This is a genomic window from Streptomyces sp. NPDC055632 (assembly GCF_053618675.1).
The window spans coordinates 94299-114136 of record NZ_JBSHHY010000020.1; the positions used below are offsets into that span (position 1 = coordinate 94299).

The following is a 19838-nucleotide window of genomic DNA, read 5'->3' on the forward strand; positions in this document are numbered from 1 at the left end:
AAAGCCCTCTCAGTCGATACGGCCCTCGATCAGGCCCTGCTCGCGCAGTCTGCTCACCCGCGCCCACACGGTATGGCGCGGCACACCGAACCGCTCGCCGTCCCTTCACCGCCCGGACTCCGCGCACCGGCGGCGGGAGGCACCCGCCGGCGAGAACCCGCGGTGCGAGCCGGACCCACGGGCCTCAGATCGTCCGTACCGACATCGCGTACGACCGGCCGTTGCACACCTCCAGGTGTCCGACCTCGGCCTCCAGGGCCTCCTTCGGCACCTCGGGGCTCTCGGAGAACAACTGCACGTCCACGGCCCCGTCGGTGATCTCCCACACCCCGGCGACCCGTCCCCGGTACACCACCACGGGCGTGATCCAGCCGGACGTACGACTCACCGCCTTGCGCCGCTCCGCCAGCAGGATGCGCGTGTCGGACGTGCCCGGCCCCAGCACGTACTGGTCGAACCCGGCCAGCAGCCGCACCTCTTCCGACGGCCCGGTCGCCGCCAGCGCGTCCACGTCCTCGGCGCGCATGTAGCACGCCGTTCCGTCCACCTCCACCTTCGTCAGTTCCTCGCCGAGCGAGGCGAACCAGCCCCTCACCACCGTCTTGCGGTGCGCGTTCCGCGTCAGCCAGGCGTCGAAGGTCTCCGGGGTCGCCGGTCCGTGCGCCCCGAGATAGGCGGGGATCACGGTGCGGGCCGCCTCCTCCGGTTCGATCGTCCCGGTCCAGCCGGGGACCCGGTCGCGCGGCGAGGCGAAGGTGATGCGGTTCCCCCGGTTCGGCCCGTGGCAGAGCCTTCCCGTCCAGGCCAGCGGCTTGAGCACCGTCCCCCAGCCGGACGTCAGCTGCGCCTCCAGGGCGGCGAACCGGTCGTGGGCGACCAGGGCCTCGGTGAGTTCCTGACGGGTGAGGGTCCTGTCGGCGAGGATCTCGTCGACGGCCTCGCCGAGAGCCGTCATCTGCGTCGGCGTGACCCCGAACGTGCGTTGCCAGGCCGGCTTCTCCCAGGTACGCGCCGCGGCCATCAGGGAGAGGTAGGCGGCCACGTGGTCGGCCGCCACGAGGTGCAGCGTGCCCCGCATGACCCAGGTCTTGACCACTTCGCGGGCCTCCAACGCCTTCTCCACGGCGCCGGCCTCCGGCTTCCGCTGTCGGGTGGCGAGGGCGAGCTCCGCGGACGAGGCCACCTGCGCCTGCACTCCCGCGAGCTCCCGCACCAGCTCCGTGACGGAAGCCGTCCGCCGGGGAGCGAGGCTTTGCCGCCGCAGCCGCCAGGCGAGTACCTGATCCTGAGTCACCTGCATGAGCGCTCCTCGGCGTAGGTCGCAGATCGCCTGCCATCCTGCCCGAACGGGGCATCGGGAAGCGCCCGTTCCGCCGGTGAGCGGCAGAGTTCCCGCCGCCCCGGCTGAACCGGACGAACGCTGCCCACGCCGCTTCGCAGCGCGATCGGATCTTCGAGAACGTCGTGTGGGTCATGCCTCCATGCAACCCGGTGTCTCGGACATCGGGGGCACCAGCGACGAATCTGTGGATAACTCGGAAGACCGTCAGATGCCTCGATCCGTGAGTTATCCACAGGGGTTTCGGATTTCGGAAGAACGCGAGAACGTCCTCGCCATGAACACGAATCGCCACGAAACCAGCGGACCCTCCCGTACCCAGCAGATCACCCTGCGCGGCCCGGCCGAACTGGCCGACGCCCTGCCGTTCATGCTGGGCTTCCACCCCACCGATTCCGTCGTCCTGGTCGCCCTCCACGGCGAACGCGGCCGCTTCGGCGGTCGGGTCAGGCTCGGCATCCCGAGCTCGCCCCGCGAATGGGCGTCCACCGCCGACCACCTCGCCGAGTGCCTCGTCGAAGGAGGTGCCCGGGCCGGCGCCCGCCCGGACGGCATCGTCGTCTTCCTCTGCCAGGACCCTGCCCCCGGCGAGACGGGCCGCCGCGTCATGGAGCGTCTGCGCCCCTTCTCCCAGCGACTGCGCACCGCCTGCGGAGCCCTCGACATTCCCGTCTACGAAGCCCTCTGCATCTCCGACGGCCTCTACTTCTCCTACTGTTGCCCCGACGCGCGCTGCTGCCCGCCCGACGGCACTCCGCTCGCGCTCAGCGGTACGACGGTGATGGCGGCGACCGCCGCGTACGCCGGAGTGCGGCTGCGGGGCTCCCTGCGGGACATGGAAGCCCGGCTGAAGCCGACCGGCGGAGCCGGGGAGGAAGAGCAGCGGGCCGCGCTGGACGCGGCCGCAGCCTCGATCGTCCCCCGGATCCTCGAAGGCGCCGAAGACCGGGGGCGCACGGAGCTGCGCGAGGAGACCCTGCGCGTCGCCCGCGAGATCCTCCGCCGCTTCGCCGACCCGAAAACTCCGAAGTCCCCGAAGCCGCGGGCGAGCACGGCGAACCCGCCGGGCGTGTCCATTCCCGGAAAGGCCGTCGCCGACACGGCCGAGGGCGACGCGGCCGACGACGCCCTGATCACGCCCGACGAGGCCGCCGCGCTGATCATCGGCCTCCAGGACCGGGTCACCCGGGACCGTGCCGCCGAATGGATGGAGGGCTGGGAGGGCACCGCGGCCCTGCGGCTCTGGCGCGTGCTGGCCCGGCGCTGCGTCACGCCCTACCAGGAGCACGCCGCCGCACCCCTCACCCTCGCGGGCTGGACGGCCTGGTCCACCGGTGACGAGCCGACGGCCAGGGTCGCCCTCGGGCTCGCGCTCGAAGCCGACCCCGAGTACGTCTTCGCCCAGCTGCTCCACCAGGCGTGCAACGAGGGACTCGACCCCGAATCGCTCCGCTCCTGCCTGAGGGGCGAGCGGGACTCCCGGACCGCCCCGGAGCAGGTCGTCCCGGTGTCCTCCCGGCGGATCCGGATGCGCGCCTCCCACCGGCAGGGCGCCCGTCCGGCCCTGGGCAGGGCCGGGCGGCAGACCGGAACGCGGGACCGGCGGACGGCGGCCGGAGTCCGGCCCGGCGGGCCCGCCGCCGACCGGCCGGGAGGCGGCTCTCCGCGCCACGGCGGACCGCGCGGCACCAGGAGCGACCGATGACGGCCGTGACCCGGCCGCCCGCGGACGCGTTCAGCTCTCTGGCGGAGACGCACGTACCGTGCCGCCGACATTCCGCCGGCCACCCGGCCCGCACAGAGAGCATCCCGTACCCGCCATGGCCCCCAGCCCCGCCCCGACCCCCGGCCGCCCCGCCGGCCGCGCCTCCGGCACCGTGCTCCCGCGCGCGACGCGCCCGGTGGAACTCCCCTCGGTGCACGGAGCGCTCGTCTGCGTCGCCCTGCCCGCCCTCGCCGTCTGCGCCGAGCACGGCCAGCTCACCGGCGAGGGACCGGAAGGCGTGTACGCGGCGGGACGGCGACTCCTCTCCCGCAGCGTCCTGCGGGTGGCGGGCCGGGAGCCCGTCGCCCTCCAGGGCCGCATGGCGTCCGCCGACCGGGCGGTGTTCCTCGGCGTCCTGCGTGTCCCCGGAGAAGCGGGACCCGACCCCGGTCTCACCGTCGAACGCACACGGAGTGCCGACGGCACCGAAGGGATCACCCTGCGCAGCGCCGCCGCCCGCCCCCTCAGGCTCCCCGTGGAAATCGCTCTGGGAACGGATCTCGCGGACCTGGGAGCGGTGGCGACCGGCAGGCCCGGACCCGAACTCACGGCGAGCGTCCACGGAACCGGACTGCGCTGGACCGGGAGCGACGGGCGGTCCGCCGTCGTCACCGCGGATCCGGCGCCCATGGACTCCCTGGCGGCGGCGGGAGTCCTGCGCTGGGAGGCCGAGTTGGCTCCCGGAGCCGCGTTCACGATCCGGCTCCGGGTACGAGGAGGGGCAGGGGCCCGTCCCGCGGGCGCCCCGGGGGCGGGCCCCGGACGACCGGGCGGCCACCTCCTCGCCGAGGCCCGGGCCGAGGCCGACGACCCGCGTGTCGGAGAACTGCTGCGCACCTCCGTCGAGGATCTGCGGGCCCTGCTCCAGCGCACCCCGGAGCACCCCGGGGACGTGTACCTCGCCGCCGGCGTCCCCTGGCGCTGCGGACCGGTCACCGCCGAAGCGCTCTGGGCGGCCCGGATGGCCCTCCCCCTCGGCACCCGACTCGCCGCCACCACCCTGCGCGCCGCCGGACGCACCCAACTCCCCGGAGAAGGAAAGGAGCCAGGACGTCTCACCGGGCCCCTCAGAGACGCGGGTCCAGGCCTTCTACCCCGTTGCACGGGCATCGAGGCCACGCTCGCCTTCCCGGTCGTGCTCGCCGAGGCCCGTCGCTGGGGACTGCCGTCGACGGACTCGGAGGAACTGCTCCCCGTCGCGGAGCGCTGCCTCGACTGGCTGCGCCGCGCCGTCGGAGCGGACGGCCTCGTGCCGGACCCGGGGCCCGCCGGACCCCGGCGGGCCGAGACGCAGGCGCACGCCCACCGGGCGGCCCTGCTCGGCGCGGACCTCCTCGACGCCTGCGGAAGACCCGGCGGCGACGCGCTGCGCGACACGGCGAGGACGCTGCGCGAGCGGTTCCGGCGCGCGTTCTGGACCGACGACGGTGCGGGCGGCGGTCCCGTCCTCGCCCGTACGGCGGACGGCCGGACCTGGCACCGGCCGGGCGGCTGGGCAGCGCATCTGCTCGACACCGGGCTCCTGGGCGGCGGCCGGTACGCGCAGGGCCTGCTGGACGGGGCGGAGACCGAAAGGGTGACCCGGCTGCTCGGCAGCCCGGCCCTCGACTCCGGCTGGGGGCTGCGGGGCCTGGGCGCCAAGGAACCGGACCACAACCCCTTCGGCCACCGGACGGGCGCGGTCCGGACCCACGACACGGCGGTCGCCGTGGCCGGTCTCACCGCCGCGGGGTACGGGAAGGAGGCCGCCTCCCTGCTGCGGGGACTGCTTGGCGCGGCGGAGGTCTTCGGCCACCGTCTCCCCGAGATGTACGCGGGCGAGCAGCGGACGGCGGGCGGACGCCCGGTGCCCCACCCGGCCGCGTGCCGGCCGGCGGCCGTCGCGGCCGCCGGGGCGGTACACGCCCTTCTCGCCCTCGCCGGGATCCGGCCCGACGTGCCCGGCCGGTCAGTCTCGGTGTACCCGCCGGCCTCCGCGCCCCTCGGAGCGCTCCGCCTGTCGGGGCTCGTGGTCGCGGGCGAGCCGTTCGCCGTGCGGGTGAGCGGGCTGGGTCTCGGTATGGTCGAGGAGGCCGCGGACGGTCTTCAACTGGGGGTGTGACGGAATGGCGGGTACGGACACGAGGGACGCTTCGCCGCACGCCGGGGAAGTCGTCGCCGAAGATCCCGCGGGGCGTGTTTATCGTCAGGAAGACGACTATGATCGCGGCATGCCTCCCTACGACCCGTCGGCCTTTCCGCCCTTCGCCGTCACCGTCGACCTGGTCGTGCTCACCGTGCGGCGCCACGCGCTCTGCACCCTGGTCGTACGGCGCGGAGAGACGCCGTTCCAGGGGCGTTGGGCCCTGCCCGGCGGCTTCGTGCGGGCGGAGGAGGACCTCGGTGCCGCGGCGGCGCGCGAGCTGGTCGAGGAGACCGGCCTCTGCGCGTACGATCCGACCGCCCCGGCACCCGTGCCGAGCAACGGCGCGCACCTGGAGCAGCTGGCGACGTACGGGGCGCCCGACCGTGATCCCCGGATGCGGGTGGTGAGCGTCGCGCACCTGGCCCTCGCCCCGGACCTGCCCGCGCCCAGGGCGGGCGGCGACGCCAACAGTGCCCGCTGGGCCCCCGTCGAAGAACTGCTCGGGGAGGACGCGGCCGCCGGCGCCGAGGGCAGGGGAGCGGGAACGCTCGCCTTCGACCACTCCCGGATCCTCGCCGACGGGGTGGAGCGCGCCCGTTCCAAGATCGAGTACTCCTCCCTGGCCACGGCCTTCTGCCCGCCGGAGTTCACGGTCGGAGAGCTGCGGCGCGTCTACGAGGCGGTCTGGGGCGTGGCCCTGGATCCGCGCAACTTCCACCGCAAGGTGACCGGCACGCCCGGCTTCCTGGTTCCGGCCGGTGGCACCACGACCCGTCAGGGAGGGCGTCCCGCTCAGCTCTTCAGGGCAGGTGGGGCCACCCTCCTCAACCCGCCCATGCTGCGCCCCGAGGTCTGAGGGCAGGGACATCCGGCGCCCCAGGGCACCAATCCTGCGCGGAAAGTCTGAAATATAGCGTTATCTTGCTGCGGTAGCGCCGCCCTGCCGCGGAGCGGTGTCACCTACCGCGAGAGAAGCGATGCTCCAGGCAATCGGACTGACCAGCACTCCCCGCAGCGATCGCCCGCCCGCCGTGGACGACCTGTCCTTCGAGGCCCGGCCGGGCGCCGTGACCGCCCTCCTCGGCTCCTCGGGCTCCGGCAAGACCACCGCCCTCCGACTCATGCTCGAACTCGAGCCGGGGCGCGGGATCACCTACTTCCGCGGTCGGCCGCTGCACCGCATCGCCCACCCCCACCGCGAGGTCGGCGTGCTCCTCGGCGACGTCCCCGGCCACCCCTCCCGCACGGTTCGGAGTCAGCTCCGGATGCTCTGCGCCGCCACGGGGGCCCCGGCCTCACGCGCCGAGGAACTGCTGCGGAGCGTGGGCCTCACCGGTCTGGACCGCCGGCCGATCGGCAGCCTGCCGATCGGCGCGGACCGCCGACTCGGCCTCGCCTCGGCCCTGTTGGGCGCACCCCACACGCTTCTGCTCGACGAGCCGGGCGCCGGTCTCTCCGCCTCCGAGAGCACGTGGCTGTACGGCTTCCTGCGCGTCCACGCCTCCGAGGGGGGCACGGTGCTCTACACCACGGCGGACCCCAAGGACGCCGCCCGCAACGCCGACCGGGTCGTCACCCTCGACGGCGGTCGGCTCGTCGCCGCACAGGAGGCCGCCGAGTTCGCCCGCACCCGGCTGCGCCCCCGGGTCACCGTCCGCACCCCGCACGCCGCGCGTCTGGCCGCGGTCGTGACCCAGGAGGCGAGGGCTGCCCGTCGGCCGGTCGAGGTGGTCGCGGAGGGCGGCAACCGGCTGTCCGTCTACGGCAGCGACTGCGCGTCCGTCGGCGACACGGCCTTCCGGCACGGCGTACCGGTCCACCGTCTCGCTGACGAGACGGGCGACACCGGTGTGACCAGGGTGACCGGTGCACCCGGCATCGATGCCGGCGTGGGGGTCGAGCGAAGCGCCGAGGGGGAGGGCGGCGTCGGCGGGGAAAACGCCGCTGGATCAAGCTCCACCGCCACCGCCACCGCCACCGCCACCGCCACCGCCACCGCCACTGCCAGCGCCACAGCCACTGCCGCGTCCGCGTCCGCGTCGCGGGGCGTCGTCGGCTCGCCCCCCGCGACCGTCGCCCATGGCGATCCGGCGGAGCGGCCGGTCGTCGCCCGGCGGCCGATGCGCTCGCCCCTGCGCCCGCTCCGTTACGAGGTCCGGCGGCTCCTGGGCGTGCCGTCCACGCCGCTCGTCGTGGCGGGCGTCCTCCTCGTCTCCGTGACGCTCGCCCTGCTCCTCGGGCGGGGCGGCCGCACCGCGCTGCCCGCCGTCCTCGCCGGCTGGCCCGCGATCTCCCCGCTGCCGCCCGCCGCCCTGGGGGCCGGTCTGCTCGGTGCCCTCTCCTTCGCGGAGGAGTACCGCTACCCCGCGCTCACCACGGGCCGCGGAGCCGTGCCCCGCAGGCCGGGCCTGCTGCTCGCGAAGCTCACCGCGGCCGCGGCCGTCGCCATTGCGCTCGGGGCGCTCGTCGTGGCGGTCGATCTGGGGGCCCTGCGACTCCTCTACGGAGCCGAGTTGATCCCCGTACCGCGCAAATGGCCGACGTTCTGCGCGAATTGGCTGGGGCTGCTCGTCGGTTGCGCCTGGGCCGGAGTGCTCGGCGCCGGAGTGTTCCGGGCCGCCGCGGCCGGGATGGCGGCCGTCCTCGCCGTACCGGTCGCCTTCGTGCCGCTGTTGCAGAAGGTGCTGACGGGGCCGTCGGTGCGGTCGGCCGCCGGACTCCCGGCGCGGCTGCGCGAGTTCGCGGGCCCGCACTGGACTCCGGCCGCGGACCGCTGGCTGACCGGGGGGCTGCGCGTGCTCGGGCAGCCCGCAGGAGTGGCGCTCTCCCTGACGTTGACGGGATTGTTCTGCGCTTATCTGCTCACCGGTCTTCGCCGCAGGGTCCGTTGGTGACCACGCGCGGACCGAAAGGTTCCGGGTCGCCGTCAACTGCCGCGCAATACGGGCGTTATGTCCGATTGATCGTCAATTGTGTAAGGGGTGCCGATCACCCTTTCGTGTGCTTTTCACCAAAGACCTCAAGAGGTGCGGAGGCAGCGCCGACAAAGGATGCGTGAGTACCCTTGCGCACACCATGATGACCGCCGCCCGCTCCGTCGACTCCGGCCTCGGCGCCACGGGCGATCTCGACCGCTACCCCTACGCGGAGACCCCCGCCGCCGGGCGCGTGGGTCCGCCCTCCTGGGAGGGGGTGGACACCGACCTGGGCCGCGTCGGCCGCAGAAGCGCGGGCAGCCGGGGGCGCGGGCTGCACGGTCAGCTCGTCCAGCAGCTCGGTCAGATGATCGTCTCCGGCGACCTCGGAGCGGACCGTCCGCTCGTTCCCGAGGAGATCGGCCAGCGGTTCGAGGTCTCGCGCACCGTCGTGCGCGAGTCGCTCCGCGTCCTCGAGGCCAAGGGGCTCGTCAGCGCCCGCCCCAACGTCGGCACCCGGGTCAGGCCCGTCAGCGACTGGAACCTCCTCGACCCCGACATCATCGAGTGGCGCGCCTTCGGCCCGCAGCGGGAGGACCAGCGCCGCGAGCTGAACGAGCTGCGCTGGACGATCGAGCCCCTGGCCGCCCGCCTCGCCGCCGGACACGGCCGCGAGGACGTGCAGCAGCGCCTCGCCGACATGGTCGAGATCATGGGCCACGCGTTCGCCCAGGGGGACGCCGTCACCTTCTCCCGGGCCGACACCGAGTTCCACTCCCTCCTCATCCAGCTCGCCGGGAACCGCATGCTGGAGCACCTCTCCGGCATCGTCGTCGCCGCGCTCCAGGTCTCCGGCAGCCCCGCCACCGGCTGCGACCGGCCGAGCGAGGCCTGCATCGCCCATCACGCCCGGATCGTGGAGGCGCTCGCCGCCGGCGACGCGCAGGGCGCCGAGGCGGCCATGCGGCAGCTGCTCACGGTCCACCCCGAGGTGGAGCGCGTCGTCCCGGCCCCCCGCGAACACTGACCCGCGGGCCGTGGCCGGGAGCGGGCGGGCGCCGCGTGCCGCCGGACCCGGGCGCCGCTCGGGCCCGGCAGGCCCGCTCGTCGATGCCCCGGGGAGCGGTGGCGTGAATGTACGCTGATCGGTAGATAGGGGAGTTTTGCCCCGAATGAGGTGTGACTCGGGCCACGAAGATTGGGCGTAACACTCCTCCGACCCGTGCGATGACCTAAGAGGTGACGCCGAGGAAGGAATACAGCAGCCGACGGAGGCGCTGTGCAGTTCCCCGGTCCAGCCCGCGCCGTCGGCACATCCCCGTCGACGGTCGTCGGCTCCAGCCCGATCCAGGGCGGGGCCGGAAGCCGTTTCCATCGTTCCGAGAGGTTGTTCGTGTCGGCCAGCACATCCCGTACGCTCCCGCCGGAGATCGCCGAGTCCGAGTCTGTGATGGCGCTCATCGAGCGGGGAAAGGCTGATGGGCAGATCGCCGGCGATGACGTGCGTCGGGCCTTCGAGGCTGACCAGATTCCGCCAACCCAGTGGAAGAACGTTCTGCGCAGCCTCAATCAGATCCTCGAGGAAGAGGGTGTGACGCTGATGGTCAGTGCAGCGGAGTCGCCGAAGCGCGCCCGCAAGAGCGTCGCAGCGAAGAGCCCGGCCAAGCGCACCGCCACCAAGACCGTCACCGCCAGGGCGACCGTGACGAAGTCCGCCGTCCCGGCCGCGGCCCCCGCCGCCGAGGGCGCCGACCCGGCCGACGAGGCCGGTTCGACCGCCAAGAAGGCGGCCGCTAAGAAGACCGTCGCCAAGAAGACGGTGGCCAAGAAGACCGTCGCCAAGAAGACGGCGGCCAAGAAGAGCACGTCCAAGAAGGACTCCGAGGAGCTCATCGAGGGCGAGGAACTGCTCGAGGACGTCGCTCCCGGCAAGGGCGAGGACGAGGAGACCGAGGGCGAGACCAAGGGCTTCGTCCTGTCCGACGAGGACGAGGACGACGCTCCGGCGCAGCAGGTCGCGGTCGCCGGCGCCACCGCCGACCCGGTCAAGGACTACCTCAAGCAGATCGGCAAGGTCCCGCTGCTCAACGCCGAGCAGGAGGTCGAGCTCGCCAAGCGCATCGAGGCCGGCCTGTTCGCCGAGGACAAGCTCGCCAACTCGGACAAGCTCGCGCCGAAGCTCAAGCGCGAGCTGGAGATCATCGCCGAGGACGGCCGCCGGGCCAAGAACCACCTCCTGGAGGCCAACCTCCGTCTGGTGGTCTCACTGGCCAAGCGCTACACCGGCCGCGGCATGCTCTTCCTGGACCTGATCCAGGAGGGCAACCTGGGTCTGATCCGCGCCGTCGAGAAGTTCGACTACACCAAGGGCTACAAGTTCTCCACGTACGCCACCTGGTGGATCCGTCAGGCGATCACCCGCGCCATGGCCGACCAGGCCCGCACCATCCGCATCCCGGTGCACATGGTCGAGGTCATCAACAAGCTCGCGCGCGTGCAGCGCCAGATGCTCCAGGACCTGGGCCGCGAGCCCACCCCGGAGGAGCTGGCCAAGGAGCTCGACATGACCCCGGAGAAGGTCATCGAGGTCCAGAAGTACGGCCGTGAGCCGATCTCCCTCCACACCCCGCTGGGTGAGGACGGCGACAGCGAGTTCGGCGACCTCATCGAGGACTCCGAGGCGGTCGTCCCGGCCGACGCGGTGAGCTTCACGCTCCTCCAGGAGCAGCTGCACTCCGTCCTCGACACGCTCTCCGAGCGCGAGGCGGGCGTCGTCTCGATGCGCTTCGGCCTCACCGACGGCCAGCCGAAGACGCTGGACGAGATCGGCAAGGTCTACGGCGTGACGCGGGAGCGGATCCGTCAGATCGAGTCGAAGACGATGTCGAAGCTCCGTCACCCGTCGCGTTCGCAGGTGCTGCGCGACTACCTCGACTGACACGACCGGCACGCTCGCCCTCGTACGGATCCGAAGATCCGTACGAGGCACATAGCGGTACACCGAAGGGCCCGGCTCCCCGAAAGGGGGAGCCGGGCCCTTCGGGTGTGCGCCGCGGCTCCGGGTGCTGGACGCTGGGTGAACCGACATCACCGGAGAGTCAGGAGGCTCCATGCGTGGTTCCCTCACCCGAGCATTGACGGGTGCTCTGGGACTGATCACCGCGGCGGCGGGACACCTCGCCCTCGCCGCCCCCGTGGCCGCCGACAGCGTCGTGGTGGGCGGCCGGCAGGTCGGGATCGCGGACGCGCCGTGGGTCGTGGCGCTGTCCAGCCGTGACCGGTTCGGGGGTACGCGTGCGGGACAGTTCTGCGGAGGCGTGGTCGTCGCGCCCACCAAGGTCCTCACCGCGGCCCACTGCCTGGGCCGGGAGGTGCTCGGCGGCGAGCCGTGGGAGGTGCGCGACTTCGCGGTCATCGCGGGCCGCGCCTCGCTGCGCGGTCAGGGCGGCCAGGAGGTACGGGTCTCCGACACCTGGATCAATCCCGACTACGACCCGACGACCAACTCGGGCGATCTGGCGGTCCTGACGCTGGTGAGCGCGCTGCCGGAGTCGTACGTGATCGGTGTCGCCCGCGAGGGGGGCACCGCGTACGCGCCCGGGACGGCCGCGGACGTCTACGGCTGGGGAGACACGAGCGGCAGGGGCAACTACGCCTCCGCGCTGCGGACGGCGCGCGTCCAGGTGCTGCCGGACACGGCGTGCGAGCGGGCGTACCCGGGCGGTTCCGGAGTCCGGTACCAGGGCAACACCATGGTGTGCGCGGGCGACCCGCAGGGCGGCAAGGACGCGTGCCAGGGGGACAGCGGAGGCCCGCTGGTGGCCGAGGGGCTCCTCATCGGCCTGGTGTCCTGGGGCAGCGGCTGCGGCGAGGCGGAGAACCCGGGCGTCTACACGCGCGTCTCGGCGGTGCTGCCGGAGCGCTTCTGAGACGTCCCCGAAGGCTCCCCGGCGGTCGGCTCGGTCGGCTCCGGAGCATCCCCCGGGTGGCATCCCCCGGGTGGGTCCGGAAGCGCCACCGGGGGCGCCGCCGGATACGAGAACGGGCGGTCACTCCCCGCAGTGCGGAGGTGACCGCCCGCCGTCCGGTCAGCGACCGGCCCTGGGCTCGTCGTGGATGCGGGGCGTCAGTGCTCGTCGCCCACGGTGCGGGCCGGCACGTCGGTCAGCCGGTCCGTCTCATCCTGTATCTCAACGGCGATCTTCTTGAGTTCCGGCTCGAACTTACGTCCGTGGTGGGCGCAGAAGAGCAAGTCACCTCCGCTGGTCAGGACGACACGCAGGTAAGCCTGGGCGCCGCAGCGGTCGCAGCGGTCAGCGGCCGTCAGGGGGCTCGCGGGGGTCAGAACAGTAGTCACGTCGCCTCTTCTCTAGCTCGACGAGCTGTCGTACCAGGGTCAACATCCAACCAGGCCGAAAACGTTCCCGCTCGTGGCTTTTCCTTGAAACTTCTTCCCAAGGTGGCTGTCTGCTGCCGGTTGGCGGCGAATGAGCCGTATTGCGTCGCTCTACGGATTTCGCATGGCTTGTCTCGGTCAGGCCCTCCCGGCGTGGTTGCCGGTTGTTGATGAGGACGTGCCCGGAGCCTAAATGGTTCATGCCTGGAAGGGAACGTGATGTTCACGTCACCCGATCGAGGGATCGAACACGCATGCGACTCTGGACTAGCATGAGGAAACGGGGAGGGTGGCGTGACAACGGCTCTACCAGGCATCGGTACCCTCTGAAGCCGGTGACCGACGCCGGGCCTTACCCACCGGGCCAGATTTCAAATTCAGCGAGGAGCGAACCGCGTGACCGCCGAGACGTCCGTGCCGTCCAGTGCGCTGCTGACCGCAGACCGTGACGGTTCCAACTACACCGCGCGGCACCTGCTCGTACTGGAAGGGCTCGAAGCGGTCCGCAAGCGCCCCGGCATGTACATCGGGTCCACCGACAGCCGCGGCCTGATGCACTGCATCTGGGAGATCATCGACAACTCGGTCGACGAGGCCCTCGGCGGCTACTGCGACCACATCGAGGTCGTCCTCCACGAGGACGGCTCCGTCGAGGTCCGGGACAACGGCCGGGGCATCCCGGTCGACATCGAACCGAAGACCGGGCTCTCGGGCGTCGAGGTCGTCATGACCAAGCTGCACGCCGGCGGAAAGTTCGGCGGCGGGTCGTACGCGGCGTCCGGCGGTCTGCACGGCGTCGGCGCCTCCGTGGTCAACGCCCTGTCGGCCCGCCTCGACGTCGAGGTCGACCGGAACAGCGCGACCCACTCGATCAGCTTCCGCCGCGGCGTCCCCGGCGTCTTCACCGAGCAGGGCCCCGACAGCCCCTTCGACCCGGCCAACGGCCTCCGCAAGGGCAAGCGGATCCCCAAGACCCGCACCGGAACCCGCGTCCGCTACTGGGCGGACCGGCAGATCTTCCTCAAGGACGCCAAGCTCTCCCTGGAGACGCTCCACCAGCGCGCCCGGCAGACCGCCTTCCTCGTGCCCGGCCTCACCATCGTCGTCCGCGACGAGCGGGACCTGGAAGGGGTCGGCAAGAGCGAGGAAACCTTCCGCTTCGACGGGGGCATCAGCGAGTTCTGCGAGTACCTCGCGCAGGACAGGGCCGTCTGCGACATCCAGCGCCTCACGGGGCAGGGCACCTTCAAGGAGACCGTCCCGGTCCTCGACGAGCGCGGCCACATGACCCCGACCGAGGTCACCCGCGAGCTCGTCGTCGACGTCGCCCTGCGCTGGGGCACCGGCTACGACACCACGGTCAAGTCCTTCGTCAACATCATCGCCACCCCCAAGGGCGGCACCCACGTCTCCGGCTTCGAGCAGGCCGTCACCAGGACGGTGAACGAGGTGCTGCGCTCGGCCAAGATGCTGCGCGTCGCCGAGGACGACGTCGTCAAGGACGACGCCCTGGAGGGGCTCACGGCCGTCGTGACCGTGCGCCTCGCGGAGCCGCAGTTCGAGGGCCAGACCAAGGAGGTCCTCGGCACCTCCGCCGCCCGCCGGATCGTGGCGAACGTGGTGGCCAAGGAGCTCAAGGCCTTCCTCACCTCCACCAAGCGGGACGCCAAGGCGCAGGCCCGTGCCGTCCTGGAGAAGGCCGTCGCCGCGGCCCGTACCCGGATCGCGGCCCGCCAGCACAAGGAGGCGCAGCGCAGGAAGACCGCGCTCGAGTCCTCCTCCCTGCCGGCCAAGCTGGCCGACTGCCGCAGCGACGACGTGGAGCGCAGCGAGCTCTTCATCGTCGAGGGCGACTCGGCCCTCGGCACGGCGAAGCTCGCCCGCAACAGCGAGTTCCAGGCCCTGCTGCCGATCCGAGGCAAGATCCTCAACGTCCAGAAGTCCTCCGTCGCGGACATGCTCAAGAACGCCGAGTGCGGCGCGATCATCCAGGTCATAGGAGCGGGCTCGGGCCGCACCTTCGACATCGACGCGGCCCGCTACGGCAAGGTCATCATGATGACCGACGCCGACGTCGACGGGTCCCACATCCGCACGCTGCTGCTGACCCTCTTCCAGCGGTACATGCGGCCCATGGTCGAGGCGGGGCGGGTCTTCGCGGCCGTCCCCCCGCTGCACCGCATCGAGCTCGTCCAGCCGAAGCGGGGCCAGGACAAGTACGTCTACACCTACTCGGACAACGAGCTGCGACAGACCCTGCTGGAGTTCCAGCGCAAGGGGGTCCGCTACAAGGACTCCATCCAGCGCTACAAGGGCCTGGGCGAGATGGACGCCGACCAGCTGGCGGAGACCACGATGGACCCGCGCCACCGCACCCTGCGCCGGATCAACATCGGCGACCTGGAGGCCTCGGAGCAGGTCTTCGACCTCCTCATGGGCAATGACGTCGCGCCCCGCAAGGAGTTCATCACCAGCTCGGCGGCGACCCTCGACCGCTCGCGCATCGACGCCTGAGGAATCCGGCCCGCGGGCGGAGCCGAACGCTCCGCCCAGGGGCCGTGCGGTACGCATATCAGCACGGTTTTGTCAGGCCACCTGGGAAAAGAGTCACCTGATGAGGTGAAGTCGGGGAGGAGAAGAGTCCGGGAAGTTCCCGCTCTGTCCATCCTTGTGCACGCGGCCGAAACGGTTCGCTGACAAGGAGAGTTGGACCGGTGGAGCAGGTGGACAAGCAGGAGGGGCGCGGCGCTTCGGCGGTGCCGGTCGACGACCCCTGGGACGACGCGCCGACCGCCGGCCCGGACGGGCGCACGGAGGCCGGGGCGACCGGCGACGGGCGCTCGGGCGCGGTGCCGCGCCAGCGGGTCGCCAGCGCGGCGGAGATCTATCTGGAGGTCCAGCGGAGCCCCGCCTTCCAGGAAGTGCGCCGCCGCTACCGCCGGTTCGTCTTCCCCGCCACCCTCGCCTTCCTGGCCTGGTACCTCGCCTACGTCGTGGCGGCGACCGCCGCGCCCGGGCTCATGGCCCGGCCGGTCGCCGGAGCGGTGAACGTGGCGATGGTCGCGGGCCTCGGCCAGTTCCTCACCACCTTCCTGCTGACCTGGGCGTACGCGCGCCACGCCCGGCTGCGCAGGGACCGGGCGGCGCTTGAACTGCGCTGGGACACGCAGGAGATGACCCGAGGGGCGGTGCGGCGATGACCGGAGACCACCAGACCCTGGCCCTCGTGCTGTTCAGCGTCTTCGTCGCCGTGACCCTGGGCATCACCACCTGGGTGAGCCGCAGCCGGCACGGCTCGGCGGAGGAGTTCTACGCCGGGGGACGCCTCTTCTCGCCCCTGGAGAACGGCTTCGCCATCGCCGGCGACTACATGTCGGCGGCGTCCTTCCTCGGCATCTCCGGCCTGATCGCGCTCTACGGCTACGACGGCATGCTGTACTCCGTCGGATTCCTCGTCGCCTGGCTCGTCGTCCTCCTGCTCGTCGCCGAACTGGTCCGCAACTGCGGGCGGTTCACCCTGGCCGACGTCGTCGCCGCGCGGATGGCCGAGCGCCCCGTGCGGATCGCCGCCGGAACGTCCTCGGTGGCCGTCTCCGTGCTCTACCTGGTGGCGCAGATGGTGGGCGCCGGAAGCCTGGTCGCCCTGCTCCTCGGCGGCACCAGCGAGGCGGCCCGCTCCTGGACGGTGATCGGGGTGGGCGCGCTGATGGTGATCTACGTGTCGCTCGGCGGCATGCGGGCCACCACCTGGATCCAGATCGTCAAGGCGGTCCTGCTCATGGCGGGCACGGTCGCGCTCAGCGTCCTCGTCCTGTTCCGCTTCCACGGCGACGTGAACAGCCTGCTCTCCACCGCGGCCGAACGCAGCGGCCACGGGCTCGACTTCCTCGCCCCCGGGCTCCGCTACGGCGGGGACTGGACGGCCCGCCTCGACTTCATCAGCCTCGGCCTCGCCCTGGTCCTGGGCACCGCCGGCCTGCCGCACATCCTGTCGCGCTTCTACACCGTGCCGACCGCCCGCGCCGCCCGCCGCTCCGTCGTCTGGTCCATCGGACTCATCGGCAGCTTCTACCTGATGACGATCGTGCTCGGCTTCGGCGCGGCCGCCCTGATCGGCCCCGACGAGGTCCGGGCCTCCAACGCGGCCGGGAACACCGCCGTACCGCTGCTCGCGCTCGACCTCGGGGGCGGGGCGGGCTCCACCGGGGGCACGGTGCTCTTCGCGGTCGTCGCCGCCGTCGCCTTCGCGACCATCCTCGCCGTCGTCGCGGGGATCACCCTCGCCTCCTCGGCCTCCGTCGCCCACGACCTGTACGCCTCGCTGCGCCGCAAGCACGCGAAGCAGTACAGCGAGGTGGCCGTGGCCCGGGTCGCCGCGGTGGTGATCGGCGCCGCCGCCATCGGCCTCGGACTGCTCGCCAGCGACCTCAACGTGGCCTTCCTCGTCGGCCTGGCCTTCGCCGTCGCCGCCTCCGCCAACCTGCCGGTGCTGCTCTACTCGCTGTTCTGGCGGAAGTTCACCACCAGGGGCGCGGTCTGGGCGGTGTACGGCGGGCTCGTCCCGGCCGTCCTGCTCGTCCTGGTCTCGCCGGTCGTCTCCGGCAGCCCCGAGTCGCTGTTCCCCGGCGTCGACTTCCACCTCTTCCCGCTGCAGAACCCGGGCGTGGTCTCCATCCCGCTCGGCTTCCTCGCCGGATGGATCGGCACGGTCACCTCGACCGAGCCGCCCGACGAGGCGCGGCACGCGGAGACCGAGGTCCGGGCGCTGACCGGCGCGGGAGCGGTCTGATCCGCACGGAGACGGCCCGGCCCGTACGGCGAAGGACCTGTTCGCACGGAGACGGGCCGGCCCGTGTCAGGCGCTGGGCGGTGAGCTCGCCCAGGCGTACCGGTGCTCGGGGCGGCCCGTCTCCCCGTACCGGAGCGAGAGGCGCACCCGGCCGGTCCGTTCCAGGAGCTTGAGGTAGCGCTGTGCGGTCTGGCGGCTGACGCCGGACCGCTCCGCGATCTCCTGCGCGGACAGCGGCCCGTCGGCGGCGAGCAGCACCTGCCGGACCAGCTCGGCCGTGGTGGGGGAGTGCCCCTTCGGCAGGTCGGGGGCGACGGAGCCCGCCGCCAGGACCCCGAAGATCCGGTCCACCTCCGCCTGTTCGGCCTCGCCCCCGCCCTCCAGGGTGCGGCGGAGCGTCGCGTACGCCTCCAGCTTGCCGCGCAGGCCGGCGAAGTTGAACGGCTTGACCAGGTACTGGAGGGCGCCGTGCCGCATCGCCGCCTGCACGGTGGCCACGTCCCGGGCCGCCGTCACCATGATCACGTCGCACTGGTGGCCGCGCGCGCGGAGCTTCCGTACCGCCGCGAGGCCGTTCTCGTCCGGCAGGTAGTGGTCCAGGAGGACCAGGTCCACCGGCCGCTCGTCCAGGACGGCGAGCGCCTCGGCGGTCGAATGGGCGGTGGCGGCGACCCGGAAGCCGGGCACCTTGGCGACGTAGGCGGCGTTGATCCGCGCCACCCGCACGTCGTCGTCCACCACGAGCACGTCGATGAGCACGTCGGTCATCGCACCTCCTCGACGGGTTCCGGGGCGGCCGGGACGCCGGGCGGGGCGTCGCTCAGGGCGTCGGGGAGGACGACGGTGAACTCGGCCCCGCCGCCGGGGCGCCCGGACACGGTCGCGGTGCCGCCCCGGCGCTCGGCGAGCCGGCGCACCAGGGCGAGGCCGAGCCCCCGCTTCCCGTGGGACGGCAGGGCCTTCGTCGTCCAGCCCTCGGTGAAGATCAGCTCGCGCCGTTCCTCCGGCACCCCGGGGCCGCTGTCCGAGACCCGCAGCACGACCGTACGGCCCTCGGAGCGGAAGGAGACGCCGACGCGGGCGTCCGGGGTGCCGGCGGCCGCGTCCAGGGCGTTGTCGACCAGGTTGCCGACGACGGTGACCAGCTCGCGCGGGTCGACCAGCCGGTCCGGCAGGAGCGAGTCCGGCGCGAGCCGCAGCGAGACGCCGCGCTCGGCGGCGACGGTGGCCTTGCCGACGAGCAGCGCGGCCAGGAGCGGGTCGTGGACCTTCTCGGTGACCTGCTCGGCGGTGGCCCGGTGCACCCCGACCACCTCGGTGACGAACTCCACCGCCTCCTCGTGCATCTCCAGCTCCAGGAGGCCGAGGAGGGTGTGCATCCGGTTGGCGTGCTCGTGGTCCTGGGCGCGCAGGGCGTCGATGAGGCCCCGGGTGGCGTCCAGCTCACGGCCGAGGTGCTCCAGCTCGGTGCGGTCACGGAGGGTCGCCACCGCGCCGCCGTCGTCCGTGGGCATCCGGTTCGCGATCAGCACCCGGTGCCCCCGGACCGTGACCAGGTCCTCGCCGGTGACCCGGCCCGCCAGGACGTCGGCGGTGCGGCCCCGGCCGAGGACCTCGTCGAGCGGCCGCCCCGCCGCCTCGGGGCCGAGGCCGAGGAGCCGCTGCGCCTCGTCGTTCACGAGCCGCACGGAGCCGTTGCGGTCCAGGGCCACCACGCCCTCCCGGATGCCGTGCAGCATGGCCTCCCGTTCGACGAGGAGCGCGGAGATGTCGGAGAACGCCAGGTCGTGCGTCTGCCGCTGGAGCCGCCGGGAGATCAGGTACGCGGCCAGGGCCCCGGCCGCGAGCGCGCCGCCCGCGTAGGCGAGGAGACCGGGGATCGCGCCGAGGAGCCGGTCGCGGACGCTGTCGTACTCGATGCCGACGGAGACCGCCCCGACGGTCCGCCCGTCCGCGTCGCGCAGCGGCACCTTGCCGCGCGCCGACCGGCCGAGCGTGCCGCTGTCGATCTCCATGACCTCCCGCCCGGACAGGGCCGCGCTCGGGTCGGTGGAGACGACCCTGCCGATCTGCGCGGGGTCGGGGTGCGACCAGCGCACCCCGCGCACGTCCATGACGACGACGTACTCGGCGCCCGTGGAGGTCCTGACCCGCTCGGCCTCCGCCTGCACCGGGCCCCGCGCGGACGGTGGGCCGCCGGTGAGGTCGGCGGCGAGCCGGGGCGAGGCGGTCGTCCCGGCGATGGCCAGGGCCCGCCGCATGGCCTGGTCGTCGAGCTGGGCGCTCAGCGGCGCCAGGAAGAGGCCGGTGGCGAGGACGGTCACCCCGGTCGCGACGGCCAGCTGCATCAGCAGGACCTGCGAGAACACCCGCCGGGGCCACCCGAACCGCCGACGGCGCGTGAGGGGGCGCGGGGATCCGGTCCGTACGGGGTTCATGCCCGAAAAGGTACGGGGACACGCCCCGGCACCGGAAATGAGCGGCGGACGGGAGCGGAGGCGGGAGGGCG

The 19838-nt window shown here is 72.8% G+C and carries 14 protein-coding genes; 10 read left to right on the plus strand and 4 right to left on the minus strand.

Annotated elements, in window-relative coordinates; genetic code table 11:
- Positions 1–184 precede the first annotated feature (184 nt).
- Positions 185–1300: a winged helix DNA-binding domain-containing protein gene (locus ACWGSR_RS24270; protein ID WP_453568894.1), complete on the minus strand. Its 1116-nt coding sequence runs from the start codon at positions 1298–1300 to the stop codon at positions 185–187.
- Positions 1301–1616: 316 nt separating this feature from the next.
- On the opposite strand from ACWGSR_RS24270, the gene ACWGSR_RS24275 reads away from it, so the two are divergent.
- The 7 genes from ACWGSR_RS24275 (at position 1617) to ACWGSR_RS24305 (ending at position 12073) form a co-directional block, all read left to right on the plus strand.
- Complete coding sequence (locus tag ACWGSR_RS24275; protein WP_453568896.1) at positions 1617–3044, plus strand: DUF4192 domain-containing protein; 1428 nt, start codon at positions 1617–1619, stop codon at positions 3042–3044.
- 115 nt (positions 3045–3159) lie between these two features.
- Positions 3160–5205, plus strand: coding sequence for a glycogen debranching N-terminal domain-containing protein (locus ACWGSR_RS24280; protein ID WP_453568898.1), 2046 nt, complete (start codon positions 3160–3162; stop codon positions 5203–5205).
- Positions 5206–5314: 109 nt separating this feature from the next.
- Positions 5315–6085 carry an NUDIX hydrolase gene (locus ACWGSR_RS24285; RefSeq protein WP_432088182.1) on the plus strand — a complete coding sequence of 257 codons (771 nt, stop codon included), beginning with the start codon at positions 5315–5317 and terminating at the stop codon, positions 6083–6085.
- Between the two features lie 121 nt (positions 6086–6206).
- Positions 6207–8123 (plus strand): ATP-binding cassette domain-containing protein, encoded by a 1917-nt coding sequence (locus tag ACWGSR_RS24290; RefSeq protein WP_453568900.1) that lies wholly within the window; start codon positions 6207–6209, stop codon positions 8121–8123.
- A 160-nt stretch (positions 8124–8283) separates the two neighbouring features.
- Positions 8284–9171, plus strand: coding sequence for a FadR/GntR family transcriptional regulator (locus ACWGSR_RS24295; protein ID WP_453568902.1), 888 nt, complete (start codon positions 8284–8286; stop codon positions 9169–9171).
- 366 nt (positions 9172–9537) lie between these two features.
- Entirely contained in the window at positions 9538–11082 is a 1545-nt protein-coding gene (locus ACWGSR_RS24300) for an RNA polymerase sigma factor (protein ID WP_376237655.1), read from the plus strand.
- Between the two features lie 172 nt (positions 11083–11254).
- Positions 11255–12073, plus strand: a complete 819-nt coding sequence (locus ACWGSR_RS24305) for a S1 family serine peptidase (protein WP_453568904.1) — start codon at positions 11255–11257, stop codon at positions 12071–12073.
- A 197-nt stretch (positions 12074–12270) separates the two neighbouring features.
- Here the strand turns inward: ACWGSR_RS24305 and ACWGSR_RS24310 are convergent, their stop codons facing one another.
- A complete protein-coding gene (locus ACWGSR_RS24310; protein ID WP_030211728.1) occupies positions 12271–12501 on the minus strand; it encodes a DUF7455 domain-containing protein in 231 nt (76 codons plus the stop codon).
- A 435-nt stretch (positions 12502–12936) separates the two neighbouring features.
- Here ACWGSR_RS24310 and ACWGSR_RS24315 point away from each other — a divergent pair, with 435 nt between their 5' ends.
- The 3 genes from ACWGSR_RS24315 to ACWGSR_RS24325 all read left to right on the plus strand — a co-directional run bounded on the left by ACWGSR_RS24315 (position 12937) and on the right by ACWGSR_RS24325 (position 17329).
- Positions 12937–15054: a DNA gyrase/topoisomerase IV subunit B gene (locus ACWGSR_RS24315; protein WP_453568906.1), complete on the plus strand. Its 2118-nt coding sequence runs from the start codon at positions 12937–12939 to the stop codon at positions 15052–15054.
- 200 nt (positions 15055–15254) lie between these two features.
- Positions 15255–15740, plus strand: coding sequence for a DUF485 domain-containing protein (locus ACWGSR_RS24320; RefSeq protein WP_453568908.1), 486 nt, complete (start codon positions 15255–15257; stop codon positions 15738–15740).
- The gene (locus ACWGSR_RS24325; protein WP_376237643.1) at positions 15737–17329 is read left to right on the plus strand and encodes a solute symporter family protein; all 1593 of its coding nucleotides are present in this window, start codon (positions 15737–15739) and stop codon (positions 17327–17329) included. The genes ACWGSR_RS24320 and ACWGSR_RS24325 overlap by 4 nt, the downstream gene beginning before the upstream one ends.
- A gap of 66 nt (positions 17330–17395) precedes the next feature.
- Here ACWGSR_RS24325 and ACWGSR_RS24330 read toward each other — a convergent pair whose 3' ends face one another.
- Both ACWGSR_RS24330 and ACWGSR_RS24335 read right to left on the minus strand, forming a co-directional pair.
- Positions 17396–18097: a DUF7342 family protein gene (locus tag ACWGSR_RS24330; protein WP_453568910.1), complete on the minus strand. Its 702-nt coding sequence runs from the start codon at positions 18095–18097 to the stop codon at positions 17396–17398.
- A complete protein-coding gene (locus tag ACWGSR_RS24335) occupies positions 18094–19767 on the minus strand; it encodes a sensor histidine kinase (RefSeq protein ID WP_453568912.1) in 1674 nt (557 codons plus the stop codon). The genes ACWGSR_RS24330 and ACWGSR_RS24335 overlap by 4 nt, the downstream gene beginning before the upstream one ends.
- Between the last annotated feature and the right edge of the window lie 71 nt (positions 19768–19838).